Genomic DNA, 23,471 nt, shown 5'->3' on the forward strand with positions numbered 1-23,471 from the left:
GGACCACTCGATCACAAGGCAGCCAACCCGCGAGCCAGGTCAGCCTGCAAATCGGCCACATCTTCCAGGCCGACCGCGATGCGGATCAGGCTGTCGCGGATACCGGCGGCTTCACGCTCCTGTGGCGCAAGGCGGCCGTGGGACGTAGTGCTCGGGTGAGTGATGGTGGTTTTGCTGTCACCCAGGTTGGCAGTGATGGAGATCAGGCGCGTCGCATCGATAAAGCGCCAGGCGCCCTCTTTACCACCCTTCACTTCAAAACTCACCACAGCACCAAAACCGCGCTGCTGGCGCTGGGCCAATTCGTGCTGCGGGTGGCTCTTGAGGCCGGCGTAATGCACCTTATCGATACCGCCCTGCTGCTCCAGCCACTCGGCCAGGGCCTGGGCATTGGCGCAATGGGCCTTCATGCGCAGGCTGAGGGTTTCCAGGCCTTTGAGGAAGATCCAGGCGTTGAACGGGCTCAGCGTCGGGCCGGCGGTGCGCAGGAAGCCGACGATTTCTTTCATCTGCTCGCTGCGGCCCGCGACCACACCGCCCATGCAACGGCCCTGGCCGTCGATGAACTTGGTCGCCGAGTGCACGACAATATCTGCGCCCAGCTTCAACGGCTGCTGCAACGCCGGGGTGCAGAAGCAGTTGTCGACCACCAGCATCGCGCCCTTGGCGTGGGCCACTTCGGACAACGCGGCGATGTCCACCAACTCGGCCAACGGGTTGGACGGCGACTCGACAAACAGCAACTTGGTATTGGCCTTGATCGCCGCATCCCAGCCAGACAGGTCCGCCAGGGGCACGTAGTCCACTTCGATGCCGAAGCGCTTGAAGTACTTCTCGAACAAGCTGATGGTCGAGCCGAACACGCTGCGCGACACCAGCACGTGGTCACCGGCGCTGCACAGGCTCATCACCACTGCCAGGATGGCCGCCATGCCAGTCGCCGTCGCTACCGCCTGCTCCGCGCCCTCCAGGGCCGCGATGCGTTCTTCGAAGGCACGCACGGTCGGGTTGGTATAACGCGAATACACGTTGCCCGGCACCTCACCGGCAAAACGCGCGGCGGCGTCGGCGGCGGTGCGGAACACATAGCTGGAAGTGAAGAACATCGGGTCACCGTGTTCGCCTTCCGGCGTGCGGTGCTGGCCGGCACGCACAGCCAGGGTATCGAAAGCTACGCCATCGAGGTCGCTGTCCAACCGACCGGCATCCCATTCCTGACTCATGCTGCCACTCCTTACTCAATTCTTTATTTAAGATACAAAACCGGCCCCTCAGGGCCGGTGTTTACTCAGTTGTTGTACAGGTCGATGATCGCGCTGACCGCCTGGGTCTTGATCTTCGAGGAGTCGTTACGCGCCTGCTCGATCTTGTTCAGGTAGGCCTCGTCGACATCCCCGGTCACATACTTGCCGTCGAACACGGCGCAGTCGAACTCGGCGATCTTGATCTTGCCACCGCCGACCGCTTCGATCAGGTCCGGCAGGTCCTGATAGATCAGCCAATCGGCGCCGATCAGGTCGGCAACGTCCTGGGTCGAACGGTTGTGGGCGATCAGTTCGTGGGCGCTCGGCATATCGATACCGTACACGTTCGGGTAACGCACGGCAGGCGCTGCGGAACAGAAGTACACGTTCTTCGCACCGGCCTCGCGGGCCATCTGGATGATCTGCTTGCAGGTGGTGCCACGCACGATGGAGTCATCCACCAGCATCACGTTCTTGCCACGAAATTCCAGCTCGATCGCATTGAGCTTCTGGCGCACCGACTTCTTGCGCGCAGCCTGGCCGGGCATGATGAAGGTCCGGCCGATGTAGCGGTTCTTCACGAAGCCTTCGCGGAACTTGACGCCCAGGTGGTTGGCCAGCTCCAGCGCGGCGGTGCGGCTGGTGTCCGGGATCGGGATGACCACGTCGATGTCGTGCTCAGGACGCTCGCGCAGGATCTTCTCGGCCAGCTTCTCGCCCATGCGCAGGCGTGCCTTGTACACCGAAACACCGTCGATGATCGAATCCGGACGCGCCAGGTAGACGTGTTCGAAGATGCACGGGGTGAGTTTCGGTGCTACGGCGCACTGACGGGTGTGCAGCTTGCCATCTTCGGTGATGTACACCGCTTCGCCCGGCGCGAGGTCGCGGATCAGGGTGAAGCCTAGCACGTCCAGGGACACGCTTTCGGAAGCGATCATGTACTCGACGCCTTCGTCGGTGTGGCGCTGGCCGAACACGATCGGACGGATGCCATGGGGGTCGCGGAAACCGACGATACCGTAGCCGGTGATCATCGCCACGACCGCGTAGCCACCGACGCAACGGTTGTGCACGTCGATCACGGCGGCGAACACGTCTTCTTCGGTCGGCTGCAGCTTGCCGCGCTGGGCCAGCTCGTGGGCGAACACGTTGAGCAACACTTCCGAGTCGGAACTAGTGTTGACGTGGCGCAGGTCAGATTCGTAAATCTCCTTGGCCAGCTGTTCAACGTTGGTCAGGTTACCGTTGTGCGCCAGGGTGATGCCGTAAGGCGAGTTGACGTAAAACGGTTGAGCTTCTGCCGAAGTCGAGCTACCGGCAGTCGGGTAACGCACATGGCCAATGCCCATGTGCCCGACCAGGCGCTGCATGTGACGCTGATGAAACACGTCACGTACCAGCCCATTGTCCTTGCGCAGGAATAACCGGCCGTCGTGGCTGGTCACAATACCGGCAGCGTCCTGGCCGCGGTGCTGGAGGACGGTTAGCGCGTCATACAGCGCCTGATTGACGTTCGACTTACCGACGATACCGACGATGCCACACATGCGACGCAACCCCTACTTAATGAATCTTGACTGAACACAGCTTACTGAGGCGTTTTGGCCGGTAAGAGGTGTTCCTTGAACGGAAGATCAGCGGGTACGCTGATTCCGCTGGCCAGCCACTGACTGCTCCACCCCAAAATGAGGTTTTTGGACCAATCTGCAACCAATAGAAATTTAGGCACGAGTACCGACTCCTGCCACCACGAATCCTGCTGTACCGGCCCCAGGCTCAACAGCCCGACCGCCACAACCACCAGCAACGCGCCACGCGCAGCGCCGAAGGCCATGCCGAGAAATCGATCGGTCCCGGAGAGGCCGGTGACACGTATCAACTCGCCAATAAGATAATTGACCATTGCCCCCACCAGCAGCGTGGCGATGAACATGATGGCGCAGCCCGCGATGACGCGAGCCGAAGGTGTCTCGATGTATCCGGCCAGGTAGACAGACAGTGAACCACCGAACATCCAGGCTACGACTCCTGCGATGATCCAGGTCAGCAACGACAGTGCTTCTTTTACGAAGCCGCGGCTTAGACTGATCAAAGCGGAGATGGCGACGATTGCAACAATCGCCCAATCAACCCAGGTAAATGGCACGTTTGAGCCTACGGACAGATAAGGCGGCGCATTTTAGCAGAGCGCCGGGCTATCGGTAAGCGGTGATTACGACCGCTTTGCAAATCAGTAGTTTGTGGCGAGCGAACCCGATTTCAACCCCACCACAAACCAATGTGGGAGGGGGCAAGCCCCCTCCCACATTCGATTGCATTCCAGGCTGAAACCCTGCGAACTCAGCCGCGCTCAGGCTGGAATCGGGTCACGAAACCCTTGAGGTTCTGCTGGCGATCCAGCAAGTCCCGCAGGCGATCCGCCTCGGCGCGCTCGATCAGCGGCCCGATAAAGACGCGATTCTTGCCATCGGCGCTGCGGATATAGGCGTTGTAACCCTGGCTACGCAGCTTTTTCTGCAGCGCGTCCGCCCCCTCACGGCTGCCCAGGCTAGCGACTTGAATCGACCAACTGATCGGCAGCCCATTCGGATCGATTCGGCTTTGACCCACATCCGGCTTGCCCGGTGCGGCAGGCTGTGGCGCCACCGGCTTGGGCGCCGGTGCTGGCGCAACGGGCTTGGCAGCCGCGACTGGCGCAGTCGGAGCCGGCTTGACCACCGGCACGCTTGGCTGCACCGGCATCGACGGTGCCTGCTGCGCAGCCACTTCGTCGTCGCTCGGCACAGGCTCTTCTTCCGGCAGGGCCTGGGGCTCGGGCACCACCACTGGCTCAACCTGCACTTGCGGCACTGCTGGCGCCTGGGGCGCAGCCGGTGCTTCAACCACTACCTGGCGCTCTTCATCCTGACGAGAGAACAGCATCGGCAGAAAAATCACCGCCAATGCCACCAGAACCAGGGCTCCGACCATTCGCTGCTTATATGCGCTATCCAGTAATGCCATGTGCAGCTTCCTCCGTGGAGCGCCGGGCCAACCATTCGAGCGCCTCGGCAACACAATAAAATGATCCGAACAACAGAATCTCGTCGTCGGCCGTTGCCACCGCACACTGTGCCTCAAGGGCAGCCGTTACGCTTGCATACGACGCCACCGGCGCACCAAGGTTCTGCAAGGCCACGTCCAACTCGGCGGCCGGGCGGCTGCGCGGCGAATCCAGGGGGGCCACTGCCCACGCCTGGACGCTGCCCAGCAACGGTGCGACCACGCCCTCCAGATCCTTGTCCGCGAGCAGGCCGAATACCGCAAGGCGACGACCGACCGGCGGCGTGCGCGCCAGGCGCTTGGCCAGGTACTCGGCCGCATGTGGGTTGTGGCCCACGTCCAGCAGCAGGTTCAGGCGCTTGCCTTGCCATTCGAATGCACGACGATCCAGGCGCCCGACCACGCGGGTTGCCAGCAATGTCGCCGCAATCTGGTCGGCATCCCACGGCAGATCCAGCAACAGGTAGGCCTGCAGCGCCAGCGCGGCGTTTTCCATCGGCAGGTTCAACAGCGGCAGGTCGCGCAGCTCCACGGCCTGACCGTGCGCATCACGCCCGCGCCACTGCCAGTGCTGGTCACCGATATCGAGGCTGAATTCACGACCGCGAAGGTAGAACGGGCAACCCAGCTCGCGCACCTTGTCCAGCAGGGTGTGCGGCGGGTCGATATCGCCGCAGAGGGCAGGCTTGCCCTGGCGGAAAATCCCGGCCTTTTCGTAGGCCACGGATTCGCGGGTGTCACCCAGGTAGTCGGCATGGTCCACGCCGATGCTGGTCACCAGCGCCAGATCGGCATCCACTACATTGACCGTGTCCAGACGCCCACCCAGGCCCACTTCCAGAACGACCACATCCAGCTGCGCGCGCTCAAACAGCCAGAACGCCGCCAGGGTGCCCATCTCGAAGTAAGTCAGGGAAATCTCGCCCCGGCCCGCATCCAGTGCGGCGAAGGCTTCGCAGAGCTGCTCGTCAGTGGCTTCGACGCCATTGAGTTGCACCCGCTCGTTATAGCGCAGCAGGTGCGGCGAGTTGTACACGCCCACCTTCAGCCCCTGGGCCTGCAGCAGCGCCGCGACAAAGGCACAGGTAGAGCCTTTGCCGTTAGTGCCGGTCACCGTGACGACGCGCGGTGCCGGACGCCCCAACCCAAGGCGGGCCACTACCTGTTGCGAGCGCTCCAGGCCCATGTCGATGGCTGACGGATGCAACTGCTCAAGGTAGGCGAGCCATTCGCCAAGGGTACGTTGGGTCATAGGTTTGCAGGCACCGGCGGCACGACGATCGGCTCGACTTTAGGTGCAACGTACACCGGCGTCGGCAGGCCCATCATTTGCGCCAGCAGGTTACCCAGGCGTGGGCGCAGTTCGCCGCGTGGCACGATCAGGTCGATCGCGCCATGCTCCAGCAGGAACTCGCTGCGCTGGAAGCCTTCCGGCAGTTTTTCGCGCACGGTCTGCTCGATCACGCGCGGGCCGGCAAAGCCGATCAGGGCTTTTGGCTCACCGACGATCACATCACCCAGCATTGCCAGGCTGGCGGAAACGCCGCCGTAGACCGGGTCGGTCAGCACGGAGATGAACGGGATACCCTCTTCACGCAGACGCGCCAGTACCGCAGAAGTCTTGGCCATTTGCATCAGGGAGATCAGGGCTTCCTGCATACGCGCACCACCGGAGGCGGCGAAGCAGATCATCGGGCAACGGTTTTCCAGGGCGTAGTTGGCGGCGCGCACAAAGCGCTCGCCGACGATGGCCCCCATGGAACCGCCCATGAAGGAGAACTCGAACGCCGAGACAACAACCGGCATACCCAGCAGCTTGCCGCTGACGCTAATCAGTGCGTCTTTCTCACCGGTCTGCTTCTGGGCGCCGACCAGGCGGTCCTTGTACTTCTTGCTGTCGCGGAACTTGAGACGGTCAACCGGCTCCAGGTCTGCGCCCAGCTCGTTGCGGCCGTCGGCGTCGAGGAAGATGTCGATGCGGGCGCGAGCGCCGATACGCATGTGGTGGTTGCACTTGGGGCAAACATCCAGGGTCTTTTCCAGCTCGGGGCGGTACAGCACCGCGTCGCAGGATGGGCACTTGTGCCACAGACCTTCAGGAACCGAGCTTTTTTTCACCTCGGAACGCATGATCGAAGGGATCAGTTTGTCTACTAACCAGTTGCTCATGCTTTCTTTCTCCAGTACCGGTGGCTTGAACTCAGCCCCGCGTATGCCCTTGAGCTAAATTCATATGTGGCGATGACGCATGCTGGACGGGGTCAGACGTTCGACCGGCCATTTCCCGCATGCCTCCTCAGCCTTCCAGACAACCTGCCAGTGCAGGGTTGCCACTTCGTTTCCAGGCCACCCACAGGCGGCGCCGGGCTGTTTTACACAGTGGTAGTTATGGACGGCGGCAGACTGCCAGCCGTCACATCACGCGCACAGCCTGCATAAATGCGCGAATCTTGTCGTGATCCTTGATGCCCTTGCCTTGCTCCACTCCGCCGCTGACATCCACGGCATACGGCCGAACCTGCTGGATCGCCGCCGCGACATTTGCGGGGTTGAGGCCACCGGCCAGGATGATGGGCTTGCTCAGCCCCTCGGGAATCAGCGACCAATCGAACGCCTCACCGGTACCACCGGGCACGCCTTCGACATACGTATCCAACAGAACCCCCCGCGCACCACTATAAGCGGCGCATGCAGCGGCGATGTCGTCACCGGCCTTGACCCGCAACGCCTTGATGTACGGGCGCTGGTAGCTTTCGCATTCGTCCGGGGTTTCATCACCGTGAAACTGCAGCATATCCAGCGGCACGGCATCCAGGGTTTCGTTGAGTTCACAACGGCTGGCGTTGACGAACAGGCCCACGGTGGTCACGAACGGCGGCAACGCGGCAATGATCGCCCGAGCCTGCAACACATTCACCGCCCGTGGACTCTTGGCGTAAAACACGAAACCGATGGCATCGGCCCCCGCCTCGACTGCCGCCAGCGCGTCTTCTATGCGGGTAATCCCGCAAATCTTGCTGCGAACGGCTGGCATATCGTAGAAACCTCAGGGGTTGAACCGAGAAAGTCCCGGATGGTAACAAAAGCTTTTCCGGGCGTCAGCCGCCAAGTTCGCTGAAACCTGTGAGGAAGTGTGGCCCGATGAACCGCTCGGGCAGTTCGAACTCATCGCGATACTCCACATCCACCAGGTACAGGCCGAACGGATGCGCCGTCACCCCGCCGGTACGGCGTACGCGACTTTCCAGCACTTCCTTGGCCCATTCGACCGGACGCTCACCGGTGCCGATGGTCATCAGCACGCCGGCAATGTTTCGTACCATATGGTGCAGGAATGCCCCGGCGCGGATATCCAGCACGATCATCTTGCCGTGGCGGGTTACACGCAGGTGGTGGACTTCCTTGATCGGCGACTTGGCCTGGCACTGGCCGGCACGGAAAGCACTGAAATCATGCACGCCGACCAGATGTTGCGCGGCCTCGGCCATGCGCTCGGCATCCAGCGGGCGGTGGTTCCAGGTGATTTCTTGGTTGAGGTGCGCCGGGCGGATCTGGTCGTTGTAGATCACATAGCGGTAACGCCGGGCGATGGCCTTGAAGCGCGCATGAAAATGCGCAGGCATGACCTTGGCCCAACTGACGCTGACGTCATGGGGCAAATTGATATTGGCGCCCATCACCCAGGCTTTCATGGTGCGCTCGGCCTGGGTGTCGAAGTGCACCACTTGACCACAGGCATGCACGCCGGCGTCAGTGCGCCCGGCGCACATCAGCGACACCGGTGAGTCGGCGACTTTCGACAGGGCCTTCTCCAGGGTTTCCTGCACCGTCAGCACGCCAGACGCCTGACGCTGCCAGCCGCGATAGCGCGAGCCTTTGTATTCCACGCCGAGGGCGATGCGATAAAAGCCTGCGGCCGCCATTTCGGCGGCCGCGTTATCTATATTTGCCAAGAACTGAGAGCCTGATGAGTTGCGCAAAGGCGGCCATTATAAAGGCGGCGACTGCATGGCGGGCGCTTTTGTTAAGGATTGATGCGATGCAAATGTGGGAGGGGGCTTGCCCCCGATTGCGGTTTGCCAGTCGACACATCATTGACTGTGCTGCCGTCATCGGGGGCAAGGCGAATCGTCGCACCGCCCCTCCCACACTGGTCCTGCAATGCGCATCAAATGCGGCCGAGCATTTCCTTGGCTTCGCCGCGCTGTACCTCGTTACCTTCGGTCAGCACTTCGGAGAGGATATCCCGCGCACCGTCACTGTCGCCCATGTCGATATAGGCCTGGGCCAGGTCGAGCTTGGTGGCGACTTCGTCGGTGCCCGAGAGGAAGTCGAATTCCGGCTCATCGCCGCCCATCGCTGCGTCTTCAGCGGTGAACGACGGCTCGATAGGCGGATGCTCCAGGCTCTGGGACAGACGATCCAGCTCGGCATTCACATCGTCCAGCTCCGACGCAAAGGCGTCAGGCTCGGCGGCGGTTTGCGGCTCGTCGGCCAGGGACAGATCGAAATCCTCCGGCAGCTCGAAGTCATCGGGTGCCGCAGGCGTCAGGGTCGGTGGCTCGGCCGCCGGCACGTCCTTCATCTGGTCTTCAAGACCCGAGAGGAAGTCGTCGTCGGACTGCGAAGACGTCGGCGCATCCAGCTGCAAGTCCAGGTCGAAGTCCGACAGCTCATCCGGGGTGGCCTTGGCTTCGGTCTGTTCCTGCAGCAGCGACTCGAACGTCGGCTGATCGTCCTTGACCTCGGCTGGTGACGCCGCTTCCAGATCATCCAGGCTCAAATCAAAATCGGTGTCGAACGCATCCGGCTCAGCGGCAGCCGGCTTGTCTTCGAGCAAGTCCTTCACGTACTGGGCGTCGAGGGCAGCCGCGGCGACGGCGGCACTGACACCCGCCGCCAGCACGGCCATGGCTGGGAAGCGGCTCTTGAGCTGCTCGACCTGGGCATGGTTTTCACCATTGGCCACCAGTTGACGCTCCTGGGTGACGAAGCCGTCCTTATCGTTTTGCAGACCGTAGACTTCCATCAGCTTCAAACGCAGGTCGCTGCGCTTGGGCTCATGCTTGATCGCCTGCTCCAACACGTCTGCGGCCTGGTTCAAATGGCCACGGTCGATAAGCGACTGCGCTTGCGCCAGCGCATCGTTGGCGTTTTGCGGCGCAACGGCGACAGCCAGCGGCGCGAGCACGGAAGCAACGGTCGGCACCACCACTGCCGGCTCAATCACCGGTGCCGGCGACGGTGCGGCAGCCAGCTTGACGCTCGGCGGCGGCACTTCCAGGCCTTCAAAGCTGTCTGGCGGCAGGTCGTGGTCGATATTCGAGGTGAACACCGGCTCTTCCGCCAGCGCCCGCGCCATGCGCAGGTGTTTTTCTTCCTCGCGGCGGGCATTGCGATGGCGCGCCCACAACAGCAGGAGCAACAGCACCAGCAGGCCTGCGGCACCACCCACCACACCCAGTACGACTGGATTGGTCAGCAGGTCGTTGAATTTACCTTCAGTGGCAGCAGGTGCGGCGTCCGGCTTGATCGGCTCCGGCGCGGGGGCGGCTGCAGCCGGTGCAGTTTCGGGCGCTGCCGGAGTGCTCGTTGCAGGTGCGCCAGCCAATTGAGCGGGCATTGCCGCTGTGGCCTGCCCAGCAGGGTCAACTTTTTCCGCTTGCAGACGGGCCAGTTGATCGTTTTTCAGTTGAATCAGTTTTTGCAGTTTGTCCAACTGGCTTTGCAGGTCGGCCGCGCGGCTTTTCAGCTCGGCGTTGTCACGGCGAGTGGTGTCGAGTTCTTCCTGGGTCATTGCCAGCTTGTCGCTCAGGGCCTGGCTGTCGCCGGCATTGCCCTTCGCGCCCTTCTTGGCCGCTTGTGCCGAGACCAGGCTCAGGTTGTCCTTGGCATTGGTAGTGGCCGGTGCATTGCCGGCCTCGGTGCGCCGGGTGGCGTCGAGTTGCTGCTTGCCCGCCACTTGGTTGGTCGCCGTGCGCCGGCCCTGACGCCAGGCGGCGTTCTGCGCGGAGACTTCGGCAATCGCCTCGGGTTGCGGCAGGCTGGTGGCTTGTACGCGATCGGGGAGACGCAGCACCTGACCGGTTTTCAGGCGGTTGATATTGCCGTCGATAAAGGCATCCGGGTTAAGCGCCTGGATAGCCAGCATGGTTTGCTGGACCGACGCACCGTTGCGATTCTTTTCAGCAATTTCCCACAAGGTATCCCGAGCAGTCGTGGTGTGCTGGGCAGGTTTGGCGGCGGCCGGCGCAGTCAAACGCGGTGCCGGCGCCGAAGCGCTGGCGGCAGGAGTGGGTGCCGATGCAGGTGCCGACTGATCAAACTTGGCCGGATCAAGCAGCACGCTGTAGTCGCGCATCAGGCGGCCATTGGGCCATTGCACCTGCAGCAGGAAACGCACATAGGAATCGGGGAGAGGCTTGCTGGAGGTGACGCGCACCACGCTACGGCCGCTGGGGTTGACCACCGGTGTAAACGTCAAGTCATTGAGAAACGCCTGGCGGTCCACACCTGCATCCACAAAGGCCTGGGAGGACGCCAGGCTCGGCGTGATCTCGGCAGCCGTGAGGCCACCGACATCGAGCAATTCGATCTCCACCGACAACGGCTGGTTCAACTTCGACTTGAGGGTCATCTCCCCCAGCTGCAGCGCCTGCGCCATACCGGAGGACAGCGCCGAGGCGGCCGCTATTGCTAACACCAGTTTGCGAACTTGAACCATAGCCTCATCCTTTGTTTGAACACTCCCCGGCCTGCGAGAAGGTTGGTAACCGCTGCCATAAGGCATGGCGAGCCGATAGGTCACCGACACGCTTCTGTTCCGCTTCCGGCCAAGCATAGCGCCTGGCTAGAATCAATCTACAAATTGCCGCCAAGTATCTTTTACGCAAGGTCTTTTATCAACAACTGCGCCAGCTGCACAGCATTAAGGGCTGCACCCTTGCGTACGTTATCTGACGTCAGCCACAGATTTAGTTCCGCCGGGTCATCCACGCCTGCGCGCACCCGGCCAACATAGACTACATCCTGGCCGACCGCATCGCCCACGGCGGTGGGGTAATCACCCTCCTCCACCCGTTCGATACCCGGCGCTGCATCAAGTACACGGTTGACGGCGACCAGGTCGACCGCCTGGCCCAATTGCAATGACACAGTCAGGCTATCGCCAAAAAACACCGGGGCTTGAACGCAAGTTGCGGAAATCTTTAGCAAAGGAGTTTCCAGCACCGCGCGCAGTTCGTGAATCAGACGTTTCTCAAGAGAGGTATGGCCTTGGGCATCTGGCGTACCGACTTGGGCCAACAAGTTGAAGGCCATCTGCCGATCGAAAAATTGCGGCTCCAGCGGACGCACATTCAGCAACTCGGCCGTTTGCCGGGCCAGTTCACTGACTGCTTCACGGCCTTGGGCCGACACCGCCAGGTTGGCGGTGACGCTGACGCGCTGGATATCCAGCAAGCCGCGCAAGGGCGCCAGGACCACCGCCAGGTTGGTGGCGGACGGGCTTGGGCTGCTGAGCTGGAACGGTTTTTTCAGACCTTTGAGCACGTGCGCGTTGGCTTCCGGCACCACCTGGGGTGCCTGTTCGGCAGGCAAGGCGCCAGACAGGTCGATCACCGAACAACCCGCTGCGGTGGCACGCGGCGCGAAGCTCAAGGTCACCGCCGGGCCGGCGGCGAAAAACGCCAGCTGCACTTTGCTGAAGTCGAACTCATCGACTTCCTTGACCCGCACGTTCTTGCCGCGAAATGGCACCGACGCGCCGGCGGAGTTGTTGCCGGCCAGCAGGTACAGGGTGCCCACCGGGAACGCCAGCTCTTCGAGAATCTGCACCAGGGTTTCACCGACGGTGCCGGTGGCGCCGATCACGGCGATTTCAAAGGTCTGGGTCATGGGAGCTGCCTCGGGCATTGCGGGGGGAGCGGCACTTTACCGGGTGGTTGGGGGTGAGGCAATTAAGCTGGGTTTTGTGGTGGGGCTGAGGGCCCTATCGGGGGCAAGCCCCCTCCCACACTTGAAGGTATTTACAATTCAAAATGTGGGAGGGGCGGTGCGACGATTCGACTTGCCCCCGATGAGGGCCTCAAGGGCAATAAAAAACCCCATGCCTGTCACCAGAGCACGGGGTTCTTCAAAACCTGGCAGCGATCAACGCTCCAGCAAAATCCGCAGCATGCGACGCAACGGCTCAGCCGCGCCCCACAGCAGTTGGTCACCCACGGTGAACGCACCGAGGAACTGGCTGCCCATGTTCAGCTTGCGCAGACGGCCAACTGGCACATTCAGGGTACCGGTGACCTTGGTCGGGCTCAGCTCCTGCATGCTGATATCGCGGTTGTTCGGCACCAGCTTGACCCATGGGTTGTGCTGGCTGATCAGCCCTTCGATATCGGCGATCGGCACGTCTTTGTTGAGCTTGATGGTGAGCGCCTGGCTGTGGCAACGCATGGCGCCGATGCGCACGCAGATGCCATCCACCGGGATCGGGCTCTTGAAGCGACCGAGAATCTTGTTGGTCTCGGCCTGGGCCTTCCACTCTTCGCGGCTCTGGCCGTTCGGCAGTTCTTTGTCGATCCACGGGATCAGGCTGCCGGCCAATGGCACGCCGAAGTTCTCGGTCGGGTAGGCGTCGCTGCGCATGGCTTCGGCCACGCGACGGTCGATGTCGAGGATCGCGCTGGCCGGATCGGCCAGTTGATCGGCGACAGCGGCGTGGGTCGCGCCCATCTGCTTGATCAGCTCACGCATGTTCTGCGCGCCGGCACCGGAAGCTGCCTGATAGGTCATGGCGCTCATCCACTCGACCAGGCCGGCTTCGAACAAGCCGCCCAGGCCCATCAGCATCAGGCTGACAGTGCAGTTGCCGCCGACGTAGTTCTTGGTGCCAGCATCCAGCTGCTGGTCGATGACCTTGCGGTTCACCGGGTCGAGGATGATCACCGCGTCGTCCTGCATGCGCAGGCTCGAGGCGGCGTCGATCCAGTAACCCTGCCAGCCGGCTTCGCGCAGCTTGGGGAAGACTTCGCTGGTGTAGTCGCCACCCTGGCAGGTCACGATCACGTCGAGGGTCTTGAGCTCGTCAATGCTGTAGGCATCCTTGAGCGGAGCAATGTCCTTGCCCACGGACGGCCCTTGGCCACCCACGTTCGACGTGGTGAAAAACACCGGCTCAATAAGATCGAAATCCTGCTCTTCCAGCATCCGCTGCATGAGCACGGAACCGACCATACCGCGCCAACCGATCAGACCTACACGTTTCATCGCAACTACACCTTGTTAAAAAGTGGGCCGCCTTGCAGCAACATCTGCAAGCGGGCCCGAGAGATTACAGATTCCGCAGCGCGGCGACTACTGCGTCGCCCATTTCTTGCGTACCCACCTTGGTGCAACCCTGCGACCAGATGTCGCCGGTGCGCAAACCCTGGTCCAGCACCAGGCTCACGGCCTTCTCGATGGCGTCGGCCGCTTCGCTCAGGTTGAAGCTGTAACGCAGCATCATCGACACCGACAAAATCGTCGCCAGCGGATTGGCAATGCCTTGGCCCGCGATGTCCGGCGCCGAACCGTGGCAAGGCTCGTACATGCCCTTGTTGTGGGTGTCCAGGGACGCCGACGGCAGCATGCCGATGGAGCCGGTGAGCATCGAGGCCTGGTCGGACAGGATGTCGCCGAACAGGTTGTCGGTGACGATCACGTCGAACTGCTTGGGCGCACGCACCAGTTGCATGGCGGCGTTGTCGACGTACATGTGGCTCAGCTCGACGTCCGGGTAGTCCTTGGCGACTTCTTCAACGATCTCGCGCCACAGTTGGCTGGAGGCCAGTACGTTGGCTTTATCCACCGAGCAGACTTTCTTGCCACGCACGCGCGCCATGTCGAAACCGACACGGGCGATACGGCGGATTTCGCTCTCGCTGTACGGCAGGGTGTCGTAGGCCTGGCGTTCACCATTCTCCAACTCGCGCACGCCACGTGGCGAGCCGAAGTAGATACCGCCGGTCAGCTCACGCACGATGAGGATATCCAGGCCCGCGACCACTTCCGGCTTGAGGCTCGAAGCATCAGCCAGTTGCGGATAGAGGATCGCCGGGCGCAGGTTGCCGAACAGGCCCAGTTGCGCGCGGATTTTCAGCAGGCCGCGCTCAGGGCGGATGTCACGTTCGATCTTGTCCCACTTCGGGCCACCCACGGCGCCGAGCAGCACGGCGTCGGCCGCACGGGCGCGGTCCAGGGTTTCGTCGGCCAGGGGCACGCCGTGCTTGTCGATGGCCGCGCCACCGATAACGTCGTGGCTCAGTTCGAAGCCCAGGCTGTACTTGCTGTTGGCGAGTTCCAGGACCTTGACCGCCTCGGCCATGATTTCCGGACCAATACCGTCGCCAGGGAGAATCAGAATCTGCTTGCTCATGGGTTCCTCATTTCATCAAGCGACCCGCCCGTGGGCAGGCCGGAAAAATTGATCAGCGCTCAGCGAAGACCACCAGCACGTCGGTGCTGAAGGTGCCGTCGGCCTGAATTTCGTAGTAGTCGCGTACTTCCTGGCCCATCGCCTTTTGCAGCTCGAGGATTGCTGCGCGCAATACCTCGGGCGTACGCATGCGCTCGACCCAAGAGGTGTATTCCAGGCGCAGGCGCTGACGACTGCTGGTGCGCACATGCAAGCCGGATTCGCTGAGCTGCTGCATCCATTCGGCGGCTGAGTAATCGCGCACGTGGCTGGTGTCGCGCAGCACTTCGACGGTTTGCAGGTAAGTGTCCAACAACGGGCTGCCCGGTGACAACACGTCGACGAAGGCCGCCACGCCGCCCGGCTTGAGTACCCGGCGCACTTCACGCAGGGCCAGGCCGAGGTCGCTCCAGTGGTGGGCCGAGTAGCGGCTGAACACGAAGTCGAACTCGCCATCGGCAAACGGCAGGCGTTCGGCGGCGCCGTTCACGGTGCTGATGTTGGTGAAGCCGCGATCCTGTGCAGCCCCAGCCACTACGTCGAGCATCTGCTGGGACAGGTCGTAGGCCACCACTTCTTTAACCAGCGGCGCGACGTGAAAGCTGACATGCCCGGCGCCGCAGCCCAGATCCAGTAGCCGTGCACCGCTCTGCCCGGCCAGTTCGGCCTGGAGCAGCGCGAATTCGGTGCCTTGGGCGTGCACGGCACTGCTCAGGTAGGCCGAGGCTTGCTCGCCGAATTGCTTTTGCACGACTTGGGTGTGGGCGGTGGTGGTCATGGTGGTTTTCCTTGGGTTTTGTGTTGTTAACACTGGCCTCATCGGGGGCAAGCCCCCTCCCACAGGAGAGCGCATTTCAACTGTGGGAGGGGGCTTGCCCCCGATAGCGGCCGTCCTGCCTACATCAATCGCGAAACAACCAAGGCTGGCTAGCCCGGTGCCTGGTTTCAAACGCAGCAATCGCATCGCCGTCCTGCAAGGTCAGGCCAATATCATCCAGGCCATTGATCAGGCAGTGCTTACGGAACGCATCCACTTCAAAGTGATACACCTTGCCATCCGGACGGGTCACGGTTTGCGCGGCCAGGTCGACGGTCAGCTGGTAGCCCACATCGGCTTCCACCTGCTTGAACAGTTCATCGACTTCTGCGTCGGTCAAGATGATCGGCAGCAAGCCGTTCTTGAAGCTGTTGTTGAAGAAGATGTCGGCGTAGCTCGGCGCGATGATGCTGCGAAAGCCATATTCTTCCAGGGCCCACGGCGCGTGTTCACGGCTGGAGCCGCAGCCGAAGTTTTCCCGCGCCAGCAACACGCTGGCGCCTTGGTAGCGCTCGGCGTTGAGCACGAAATCCTTGTTCAGCGGGCGCTTGGAGTTGTCCTGATAGGCGTAGCCCACGTCCAGGTAGCGCCACTCGTCGAACAGGTTCGGGCCGAAGCCGGTGCGCTTGATCGACTTCAAGAACTGCTTGGGGATGATCTGGTCGGTGTCCACGTTGGCACGGTCCAACGGCGCGACAAGACCTGTGTGTTGGGTAAAAGCTCTCATCGGGTATTCCTCAGATCAATTCGCGAACGTCGATGAAACGACCGTTGACGGCAGCCGCAGCGGCCATGGCCGGGCTGACCAGGTGGGTACGGCCACCGGCGCCCTGACGCCCTTCGAAGTTACGGTTGGAGGTGGACGCGCAATGCTCGCCCGACTCCAAACGGTCCGGGTTCATCGCCAGGCACATGGAGCAACCCGGCTCGCGCCATTCAAAACCGGCTTCGAGGAAGATCTTGTCCAGGCCTTCTGCTTCGGCTTGCGCCTTGACCAGGCCCGAGCCCGGCACCACGATGGCTTGCTTGATGGTCGAGGCCACCTTGCGACCCTTGGCGATGACGGCTGCGGCGCGCAAGTCTTCGATCCGCGAGTTGGTGCAGGAACCGATGAACACGCGGTCCAGCTGAATATCGGTGATCGCCTGGTTGGCTTTGAGGCCCATGTACTTCAAGGCGCGCTCGATGGAACCGCGCTTGACCAAATCAGCCTCTTTGGCTGGGTCCGGCACGTTCTGGTCCACCGCCAAGACCATTTCCGGGGACGTGCCCCAGCTGACTTGCGGCTTGATCTGCGCGGCGTCCAGCTCAACCACGGTGTCAAACACCGCGTCGGCGTCGGAGACCAGGTCTTTCCAGGCTTCAACGGCGGCATCCCAATCGGCGCCAGCCGGTGCGAATGGGCGACCTTTTACGTATTCAACGGTTTTCTCATCCGCCGCGACCATGCCCACGCGGGCACCGGCTTCGATGGACATGTTGCAGATGGTCATGCGGCCTTCGATGGACAGGTCGCGAATCGCGCTGCCGGCGAACTCGATGGCATGGCCGTTACCGCCGGCGGTGCCGATCTTGCCGATCACGGCGAGCACGATGTCCTTGGCGGTCACGCCAAAGGGCAACTTGCCTTCGACTTTAACCAACATGTTTTTCATTTTCTTGGCGACCAGGCACTGCGTGGCGAACACGTGTTCAACCTCGGAGGTACCGATGCCGTGGGCCAGGGCACCAAAGGCGCCATGGGTGGAGGTGTGGGAGTCGCCGCAGACCACGGTCATGCCCGGCAAGGTTGCGCCCTGCTCCGGGCCGATCACGTGGACGATGCCTTGACGCACGTCATTCATCTTGAATTCGGTGATGCCATATTCGTCGCAGTAATCGTCGAGGGTCTGCACCTGCAAACGCGACACGGTGTCGACAATGGCGTCGATCCCGCCCTTGCGCTCCGGGGTGGTCGGCACGTTGTGGTCCGGGGTGGCGATGATCGAGTCGACGCGCCAAGGCTTGCGCCCGGCCAGTCGCAGGCCTTCGAACGCTTGGGGCGAGGTCACTTCATGGATGATGTGACGGTCGATATAGATCAGCGACGACCCATCATCGCGCCGTTTCACTTCATGGGAATCCCAAAGCTTGTCGTAAAGCGTTTTGCCGGCCATCAGTCGGTCCTCATCAGCGGTATTTCATGCGCCGGGCTTTTCAATAACCCTTTGGCTTGTGAGGCTGATGGTATGGCGCTACATTAAATAACTCAAATTCATATTTTTTATGCTTTGGATTACCAACTGGAATACCACCATGGACCTGGCCAACCTTAATGCCTTTATCGCCATCGCCGAGACCGGCAGCTTCTCCGGCGCCGGTGAGCGCCTGCACCTGACCCAGCCGGCGATAAGCAAACGCATCGCCGGCCTGGAGCAACAATTGAAGGTACGCCTGTTCGACCGCCTGGGCCGCGAAGTGGGCTTGACCGAGGCCGGCCGTGCCCTGCTGCCGCGTGCCTATCAGATCCTCAACGTGCTGGATGACACCCGCCGCGCCCTCACCAACCTCACCGGCGAAGTCAGCGGCCGCCTCACCCTGGCCACCAGCCACCATATCGGCCTGCATCGCCTGCCGCCGGTGCTACGTACCTTTACCCGGGAATACCCGAATGTGGCGCTGGATATTCAGTTTCTCGATTCGGAAGTGGCCTACGAAGAAATCCTCCATGGCCGCGCCGAGGTGGCCGTGATTACCCTGGCACCCGACCCGCACCATCTGGTGCGGGCAACCCCGGTGTGGGACGACCCGCTGGATTTCGTGGTGGCGCCGGAACACAGCCTGACCCTCAATGGCCGCATCAGTCTGGCCGACATTGCCGGCCACCCGGCGGTTTTCCCGGGGGGCAACACCTTTACCCACCATATTGTGAGCAAATTGTTCGAGGCTCAGGGCCTGACGCCGAACATCGCGATGAGCACTAACTACCTGGAAACTATCAAGATGATGGTGTCCATCGGCCTGGCCTGGAGCGTTTTGCCGCGCACCATGCTCGATGACCAGGTGGCAAGTATCGCTTTGCCGGGCATACAACTCAGTCGCCAGCTAGGCTATATCGTGCACACCGAAAGGACGCTGTCGAACGCTGCGCGGGCCTTCATGAGCCTATTGGATGCACAGGTCGATCTGCCAGGGATACCGGCATGAAGCTGTGCGGCCTCAAGTTCTGAATAAAACCGCGCCGAACGCCCATTGAGCGAAGGCCCTTTGATAATGCGCAACCCCGTCGATTCCGTCCCACCCTTGCCCCGCATTTACGCCCTTGACCCCCAAGAGGCGGAGCAAAGCTGGGACAGCGCCCCGCAGCTGCTGGCCGCCCTGAATGCTGCCCGGCTGGGCGCCTGGTGCTGGGAAATCGACAGTGGACGCATCAGTTGGTCACGGGGTACCCAGGCGTTGTTCGGCTACGACCCGCGCCAGCCGCTGCCCAAGGACCTCGACTACCTCGACCTGCTCGCACCGCAGGACCGCGCCCGCGTGGTGCGGGCCTTTCACGCCGTGCTGGCGGGTGAGCCGTTCGAGCAGGCCATGCATCACCATATCCAGTGGCCGGACGGCACTCATCACTGGCTGGAAATCAACGGCAGCCTGGCGCCGGACAAGGCCGGCCGGCGCCGCATGATCGGCGTGATCCGCGAAACCACGCGCCAGCGCGAGCGCGAGCACGCCCTCAGCCACTCGGAAAAACGCTTCGCCACGCTGTTTCACCTGTGCCCCAACATGGTCCTGTTGACGCGCCAGTCCGACGGGCTGATCAGCGAAGCCAACCAGTATTTCGAGATGCTCTTCGGCTGGCCGCTGGCCGATGCCATCGGCCGCACCACCCTGGACCTGGGCCTGTGGCGCCACCCCGAGCAGCGCGCGCAACTGGTCAAGGCCACCCAGCGCAAGGGCCAGCCCATCACCATGGAGGTGCAGTTTTGCGCCAGTAACGGGCAGATCCACGATGGCACCCTCAGCGCGCAAAAGGTCGAGCTGGAGGGCCAGGCGTATTTGCTCAGCACTTTCCTCGACACCACTGAACGCAAAAACGCCGAGCAGGCCCTCAAGGACAGCCAGGAGCGCCTCGACCTGGCCCTGGACTCCGCGCAACTGGGCACCTGGGACTGGCACATCCCCAGCGGCATGCTCTACGGCTCGGCCCGCGCCGCCCAATTGCATGGCTTGCCCGCCGAGCCCTTCCACGAATCCTTCGAGGCGTTTTTCGAGGGCATGCCCAATGAAGAGCGCGAAAACATGCGCAACGCCTATCGCACCCTGCGCGAAGGCCCGGCCGGCAACTACCAACTGACGTACCGCGTGCAAATGGAAGATGGCGCCTCGCGCTATCTGGAAAGCCGCGCCCGCCTCTATCGCGACGACCAGGGCGTGCCGCTGCGCATGGCCGGCACCCTGCTGGACATCACCGACCAGGTCGAGCGCGAACAACGCCTGAGCGCCTCCGAAGAGAAATTCGCCAGCCTGTTCCAGGCCAGCCCCGATCCGATCTGCGTGACCTGCCTGGGCAGCGGCGAATTTATCGAGATCAACCCCGCCTTTACCCAGACCTTCGGCTGGACGGCCGCCGAGGTGATCGACAAGAGCGCCGAGCAGATCGGCCTCTGGGACGAGTCCAGCAAACGCCTGCAACGCATCGAACGGGTGATTCGCGAACAGGCGCTCGCCAATGTCGCCATCGTGGTGCATCACAAGGACGGCCAGGCGCTGACCTGCGTGATCTCCAGCAGAATGATAAAAGTGGGCGACCAGCCCTGCATCGTCACCACCCTGCGCGATATCACCCAGCAACAGCGCTCGGAGGCGGCGCTGAAGGCCAGCGAAGAGAAATTCGCCAAGGCCTTCCATTCCAGCCCCGACGCAATTTCCATCACCGAGCGCGACACGGGCCGCTACGTGGAGGTCAACGACGGCTTCTGCCGCCTGACCGGCTACCGCGCCGACGAAGCCATCGGCCTCACGCTCTACCAGATCGGCATCTGGGCCGACGAAAACCAACGCTCGGCGCTGCTGGCCGAACTGCAGATCAAGGGCCGCATTCATCACCTGGAAATGCTCTGGCACAACAAACGTGGCGACGTGCTGGCGGTGGAGGTCTCGGTGGAGCCCATCACCCTCAACGAAACCCCATGCCTGCTGCTGACCGCACGGGACGTGAGCCTGCTGAAAAACGCCCAGGCGCAGATCCGCCACCTGGCCTACCACGACCCGCTGACCAACCTGCCCAACCGCGCGCTGTTGATGGACCGCCTGAGCCAGCAGATCGCCTTGCTCAAGCGCCACAACCTGCGCGGCGCCCTGCTGTTTCTCGACCTTGACCACTTTAAACACATCAACGACTCCCTCGGGCACCCGGTGGGCGACAGCGTGCTGAAAATCGTCACCGCGCGCCTGGAAGCCAGCGTGCGCATGGAGGACACCGTGGCGCGCCTGGGCGGCGACGAGTTCGTGGTCCTGCTCAGCGGCCTGGACGGCACACGCACCGAGGTCAGCCACCAGGTGCAGGAACTCGCCGATACCCTGCGCGAGCTGCTCTCGGAGCCGATGTTCCTCGATGGCCACCGCCTGCAAGTCACACCGAGTATTGGCGTGGCCTTGATTCCGGACCATGGCTCAACCCCGGCCGACCTGCTCAAGCGCGCCGACATCGCCCTGTACCGCGCCAAGGACTCGGGGCGCAACACCACGCAGATGTTCCACAACAGCATGCAAAAAACCGCCAGCGAACGGCTGCGCATGGAAACCGACCTGCGCCTGGCCCTGGCGCGCGGCGAGTTCAGCGCGCATTACCAGCCACAGGTGGATGCACGCGGCAATCGGATCGTTGGCGCCGAAGCCCTGGTGCGCTGGCAGCACCCACAGCTGGGCGCGCAGTCGCCGACTGAATTTATCAAGGTGCTGGAGGACAGCGGGCTGATACTGGAGGTGGGCACCTGGATACTCGACGAGGCCTGCGCCACCTTCGCCCAGCTGATCGCCGATGGCCTGGTGGACCCGCTGAATTTCAGCCTGTGCGTCAACATCAGCCCCCGGCAGTTTCGCCAGAACGACTTCGTCGAACGGGTGGAACGCAGCTTGCGCACGCACCACTTGCCCTTCAGCCTGTTAAAGCTGGAGATCACCGAAGGCATCGTGATTCAGAACCTGGACGACACCATCAGCAAAATGCGCCGCCTGAAAAAGCTCGGCATCAGTTTTGCCATGGATGATTTCGGCACCGGTTATTCGTCACTGACCTACCTCAAGCGCCTGCCGGTGGATGCACTGAAGATCGACCAATCGTTCGTACGTGACGCGACGCACGACCCGAACGACGCGGAAATTATCCGCGCCATCGTGGCCATGGCCCGCAGCCTGAACCTTGAGGTGATTGCCGAAGGCGTCGAGACGCTGGAGCAACTCGCCTTTCTGCAGGGGCTTGGTTGCCATTTGTATCAAGGGTATTTGCACAGCCGGCCGTTGCCTGTGGAAGGTTTCAGGCGGCTACTGGTATAGCGCCTCCCACCAGTTTTATCGCCCGGTAGCCGGAGTTGTTCCACTGCGACGCCGCCAGCGCCATTTTGTCGCCATATAAGTCAAGTTTGCCGTTGATCACCGCCACCGAGTGTTCGCTGCTTGCCAAGGTGCCCAACGCACCGTCGGCCAGCTCCTGGGCGGTACTCGGCCGAGTGAAGGCATATAACCCCAGGCGCCGAAAGGCCTCCCCCGGATACTCGCCATTGTTGAGCGTCTCCATCGCCACCTCAAAACTCTCTTGGGCACGGAACTCGTGATTCTCCCGCTGGGCCCGCTTGGCACTCACGGCATACAAGAAGTTCGCATCCTTGATCAGCTGTTCGTCAGAGCCTTTGAAGTTGGAACCTTGCTCGGCTTGTTTCAGCTCATCGTGAGTCAGACGCAGCGAGTAGCCATCACGCATGGTCACTTCGTAGCCGTCGGCGGTCTCGCGGATGTGTTTATAAATACTGGTCGGGTTCTGCCCGAACTTCATCATCGCCGCCTTGATCGCCGATATGGTCACGCAATTGCCTTCGAACCCCTGATAGAAGCCAACCCAGATATCCGTTGGCGGGACACCCACCGCCACCCCGGATACGCTGACGCTGCCGGGCGCAATCGAGCGGTCATCATCGACAACATCATCCCCTGTGAGCATGTAACCGTAAGTGCGCCCCAGCAGCTCGGGCTTCCCGCGGTCATGCTTGACCCCCTCCAACACCAGCGCGGCGGCGAAGCTTTGGGTATCAACCACGCCCACCGCGCCTTTGGCGCGCATCTGGTCGGAGCCGACGTGCTGCATGAAACCCACCATGCCCATGCCCTTGAGGACTCGCTGGGGCGTTTCACCCTCAAGTGTCTTGGCCAGGGCCGCATCGAAACCATTGCTCATCGAGGGGCGAGGCCCTTCCAGCTGCTTGCGCTTGACGAACGCGGCGAAGATAAAATTGGCGTCATTTATCGCAGCAGGGTCATCGCCGTCGAACCTTGAGGCTCCCGTTGCAAGCTCTAGCTCATCTTGAGTCAGATGCACTTTGAAACCGTCCTTCATGATCACCTCATACCCTCCCGCAACAGGCGTGACGTGATCAAATACATCCACTGGGCTTTGACCGAACCTGAGCATCATCATCTTGATAACTGCCGCGTGGGTACTGACATCAAAATACTCGCCAAAACGGCGTTCAGTGGCGGTAAATGCATTAATGATGCCTTCGGGGTATTCCCTGTTTCCGCGAGCAGAAGCATGCAGCGCCAGAACATTCCCATTGGGACAATTTGCCCCACCAACACCCGGGTTGTTATCAGTCGATAGCGAGCCTTCGGTATTTATTATTTTTATTACAGGCGCAAGGCCGGCTGAAATAGAACTCATCATTTC

General features: G+C 61.9%; 18 protein-coding genes. 2 read left to right on the plus strand and 16 right to left on the minus strand.

Translation table 11 applies throughout. The features are described 5' to 3' along the window. Positions 1-11: 11 nt before the first annotated feature. From AC0IYH_RS07210 to leuC, 15 genes are all read right to left on the minus strand, one after another. Positions 12-1,223, minus strand: coding sequence for an O-succinylhomoserine sulfhydrylase (locus AC0IYH_RS07210; RefSeq protein WP_122773369.1), 1,212 nt, complete (start codon positions 1,221-1,223; stop codon positions 12-14). Between the two features lie 65 nt (positions 1,224-1,288). Further along, positions 1,289-2,794: an amidophosphoribosyltransferase gene (gene purF, locus AC0IYH_RS07215; protein WP_065952922.1), complete on the minus strand. Its 1,506-nt coding sequence runs from the start codon at positions 2,792-2,794 to the stop codon at positions 1,289-1,291. 41 nt (positions 2,795-2,835) lie between these two features. Continuing rightward, complete coding sequence (locus tag AC0IYH_RS07220; protein WP_003192538.1) at positions 2,836-3,393, minus strand: CvpA family protein; 558 nt, start codon at positions 3,391-3,393, stop codon at positions 2,836-2,838. A gap of 194 nt (positions 3,394-3,587) precedes the next feature. After that, the gene (locus tag AC0IYH_RS07225) at positions 3,588-4,250 is read right to left on the minus strand and encodes an SPOR domain-containing protein (RefSeq protein WP_116626415.1); all 663 of its coding nucleotides are present in this window, start codon (positions 4,248-4,250) and stop codon (positions 3,588-3,590) included. Beyond that, entirely contained in the window at positions 4,234-5,541 is a 1,308-nt protein-coding gene (gene folC, locus AC0IYH_RS07230) for a bifunctional tetrahydrofolate synthase/dihydrofolate synthase (protein ID WP_471833595.1), read from the minus strand. Before folC ends, AC0IYH_RS07225 begins: the two co-directional genes overlap by 17 nt. Next, positions 5,538-6,458, minus strand: coding sequence for an acetyl-CoA carboxylase, carboxyltransferase subunit beta (gene accD / locus AC0IYH_RS07235; protein WP_116626413.1), 921 nt, complete (start codon positions 6,456-6,458; stop codon positions 5,538-5,540). Before accD ends, folC begins: the two co-directional genes overlap by 4 nt. Positions 6,459-6,702: 244 nt before the next feature. Further along, positions 6,703-7,323 (minus strand): phosphoribosylanthranilate isomerase, encoded by a 621-nt coding sequence (locus AC0IYH_RS07240; protein WP_471833598.1) that lies wholly within the window; start codon positions 7,321-7,323, stop codon positions 6,703-6,705. Positions 7,324-7,387: 64 nt separating this feature from the next. Beyond that, positions 7,388-8,212, minus strand: a complete 825-nt coding sequence (truA, locus tag AC0IYH_RS07245) for a tRNA pseudouridine(38-40) synthase TruA (RefSeq protein WP_116626411.1) — start codon at positions 8,210-8,212, stop codon at positions 7,388-7,390. A 245-nt stretch (positions 8,213-8,457) separates the two neighbouring features. Beyond that, on the minus strand, positions 8,458-11,013 hold the full coding sequence (locus tag AC0IYH_RS07250) for a FimV/HubP family polar landmark protein (protein ID WP_471833600.1): 2,556 nt from the start codon (positions 11,011-11,013) through the stop codon (positions 8,458-8,460). Between the two features lie 161 nt (positions 11,014-11,174). Then, positions 11,175-12,185: an aspartate-semialdehyde dehydrogenase gene (locus tag AC0IYH_RS07255; RefSeq protein ID WP_122773374.1), complete on the minus strand. Its 1,011-nt coding sequence runs from the start codon at positions 12,183-12,185 to the stop codon at positions 11,175-11,177. 255 nt (positions 12,186-12,440) lie between these two features. Then, positions 12,441-13,553 (minus strand): aspartate-semialdehyde dehydrogenase, encoded by a 1,113-nt coding sequence (gene asd / locus AC0IYH_RS07260; RefSeq protein WP_032888280.1) that lies wholly within the window; start codon positions 13,551-13,553, stop codon positions 12,441-12,443. A 64-nt stretch (positions 13,554-13,617) separates the two neighbouring features. Further along, a complete protein-coding gene (gene leuB / locus AC0IYH_RS07265; protein ID WP_029294134.1) occupies positions 13,618-14,700 on the minus strand; it encodes a 3-isopropylmalate dehydrogenase in 1,083 nt (360 codons plus the stop codon). Between the two features lie 52 nt (positions 14,701-14,752). Next, positions 14,753-15,517, minus strand: coding sequence for a class I SAM-dependent methyltransferase (locus AC0IYH_RS07270; RefSeq protein WP_116626408.1), 765 nt, complete (start codon positions 15,515-15,517; stop codon positions 14,753-14,755). Between the two features lie 124 nt (positions 15,518-15,641). Further along, on the minus strand, positions 15,642-16,283 hold the full coding sequence (leuD, locus tag AC0IYH_RS07275; RefSeq protein ID WP_471833603.1) for a 3-isopropylmalate dehydratase small subunit: 642 nt from the start codon (positions 16,281-16,283) through the stop codon (positions 15,642-15,644). A 10-nt stretch (positions 16,284-16,293) separates the two neighbouring features. Then, positions 16,294-17,712: a 3-isopropylmalate dehydratase large subunit gene (gene leuC, locus AC0IYH_RS07280; protein WP_116626406.1), complete on the minus strand. Its 1,419-nt coding sequence runs from the start codon at positions 17,710-17,712 to the stop codon at positions 16,294-16,296. A 139-nt stretch (positions 17,713-17,851) separates the two neighbouring features. Between leuC and AC0IYH_RS07285 the strand changes: the two genes are divergently transcribed. Beyond that, positions 17,852-18,742 carry a LysR family transcriptional regulator gene (locus tag AC0IYH_RS07285; RefSeq protein WP_101272138.1) on the plus strand — a complete coding sequence of 297 codons (891 nt, stop codon included), beginning with the start codon at positions 17,852-17,854 and terminating at the stop codon, positions 18,740-18,742. A gap of 66 nt (positions 18,743-18,808) precedes the next feature. Next, entirely contained in the window at positions 18,809-22,087 is a 3,279-nt protein-coding gene (locus AC0IYH_RS07290) for an EAL domain-containing protein (RefSeq protein ID WP_471833606.1), read from the plus strand. On the opposite strand, the gene AC0IYH_RS07295 is transcribed toward AC0IYH_RS07290, so the two are convergent. Continuing rightward, complete coding sequence (locus AC0IYH_RS07295; protein ID WP_471833608.1) at positions 22,068-23,468, minus strand: hypothetical protein; 1,401 nt, start codon at positions 23,466-23,468, stop codon at positions 22,068-22,070. The genes AC0IYH_RS07290 and AC0IYH_RS07295 overlap by 20 nt on opposite strands. Between the last annotated feature and the right edge of the window lie 3 nt (positions 23,469-23,471).

Source organism: Pseudomonas sp. AC463, assembly GCF_979253585.1.

What these genes read in the sequence shown, in the direction of transcription:
- AC0IYH_RS07250 (WP_471833600.1), bottom strand. Translation starts at nt 11,013, where the DNA reads ATGGTTCAAGTTCGCAAACTGGTGTTAGCAATAGCGGCCGCCTCGGCG.
- leuB (WP_029294134.1), bottom strand. Translation starts at nt 14,700, where the DNA reads ATGAGCAAGCAGATTCTGATTCTCCCTGGCGACGGTATTGGTCCGGAA.
- AC0IYH_RS07240 (WP_471833598.1), bottom strand. Translation starts at nt 7,323, where the DNA reads ATGCCAGCCGTTCGCAGCAAGATTTGCGGGATTACCCGCATAGAAGAC.
- AC0IYH_RS07210 (WP_122773369.1), bottom strand. Translation starts at nt 1,223, where the DNA reads ATGAGTCAGGAATGGGATGCCGGTCGGTTGGACAGCGACCTCGATGGC.
- purF (WP_065952922.1), bottom strand. Translation starts at nt 2,794, where the DNA reads ATGTGTGGCATCGTCGGTATCGTCGGTAAGTCGAACGTCAATCAGGCG.
- AC0IYH_RS07225 (WP_116626415.1), bottom strand. Translation starts at nt 4,250, where the DNA reads ATGGCATTACTGGATAGCGCATATAAGCAGCGAATGGTCGGAGCCCTG.
- AC0IYH_RS07295 (WP_471833608.1), bottom strand. Translation starts at nt 23,468, where the DNA reads ATGATGAGTTCTATTTCAGCCGGCCTTGCGCCTGTAATAAAAATAATA.
- AC0IYH_RS07255 (WP_122773374.1), bottom strand. Translation starts at nt 12,185, where the DNA reads ATGACCCAGACCTTTGAAATCGCCGTGATCGGCGCCACCGGCACCGTC.
- truA (WP_116626411.1), bottom strand. Translation starts at nt 8,212, where the DNA reads ATGGCGGCCGCAGGCTTTTATCGCATCGCCCTCGGCGTGGAATACAAA.
- asd (WP_032888280.1), bottom strand. Translation starts at nt 13,553, where the DNA reads ATGAAACGTGTAGGTCTGATCGGTTGGCGCGGTATGGTCGGTTCCGTG.
- AC0IYH_RS07270 (WP_116626408.1), bottom strand. Translation starts at nt 15,517, where the DNA reads ATGACCACCACCGCCCACACCCAAGTCGTGCAAAAGCAATTCGGCGAG.
- leuC (WP_116626406.1), bottom strand. Translation starts at nt 17,712, where the DNA reads ATGGCCGGCAAAACGCTTTACGACAAGCTTTGGGATTCCCATGAAGTG.
- AC0IYH_RS07290 (WP_471833606.1), top strand. Translation starts at nt 18,809, where the DNA reads ATGCGCAACCCCGTCGATTCCGTCCCACCCTTGCCCCGCATTTACGCC.
- AC0IYH_RS07285 (WP_101272138.1), top strand. Translation starts at nt 17,852, where the DNA reads ATGGACCTGGCCAACCTTAATGCCTTTATCGCCATCGCCGAGACCGGC.
- leuD (WP_471833603.1), bottom strand. Translation starts at nt 16,283, where the DNA reads ATGAGAGCTTTTACCCAACACACAGGTCTTGTCGCGCCGTTGGACCGT.
- accD (WP_116626413.1), bottom strand. Translation starts at nt 6,458, where the DNA reads ATGAGCAACTGGTTAGTAGACAAACTGATCCCTTCGATCATGCGTTCC.
- folC (WP_471833595.1), bottom strand. Translation starts at nt 5,541, where the DNA reads ATGACCCAACGTACCCTTGGCGAATGGCTCGCCTACCTTGAGCAGTTG.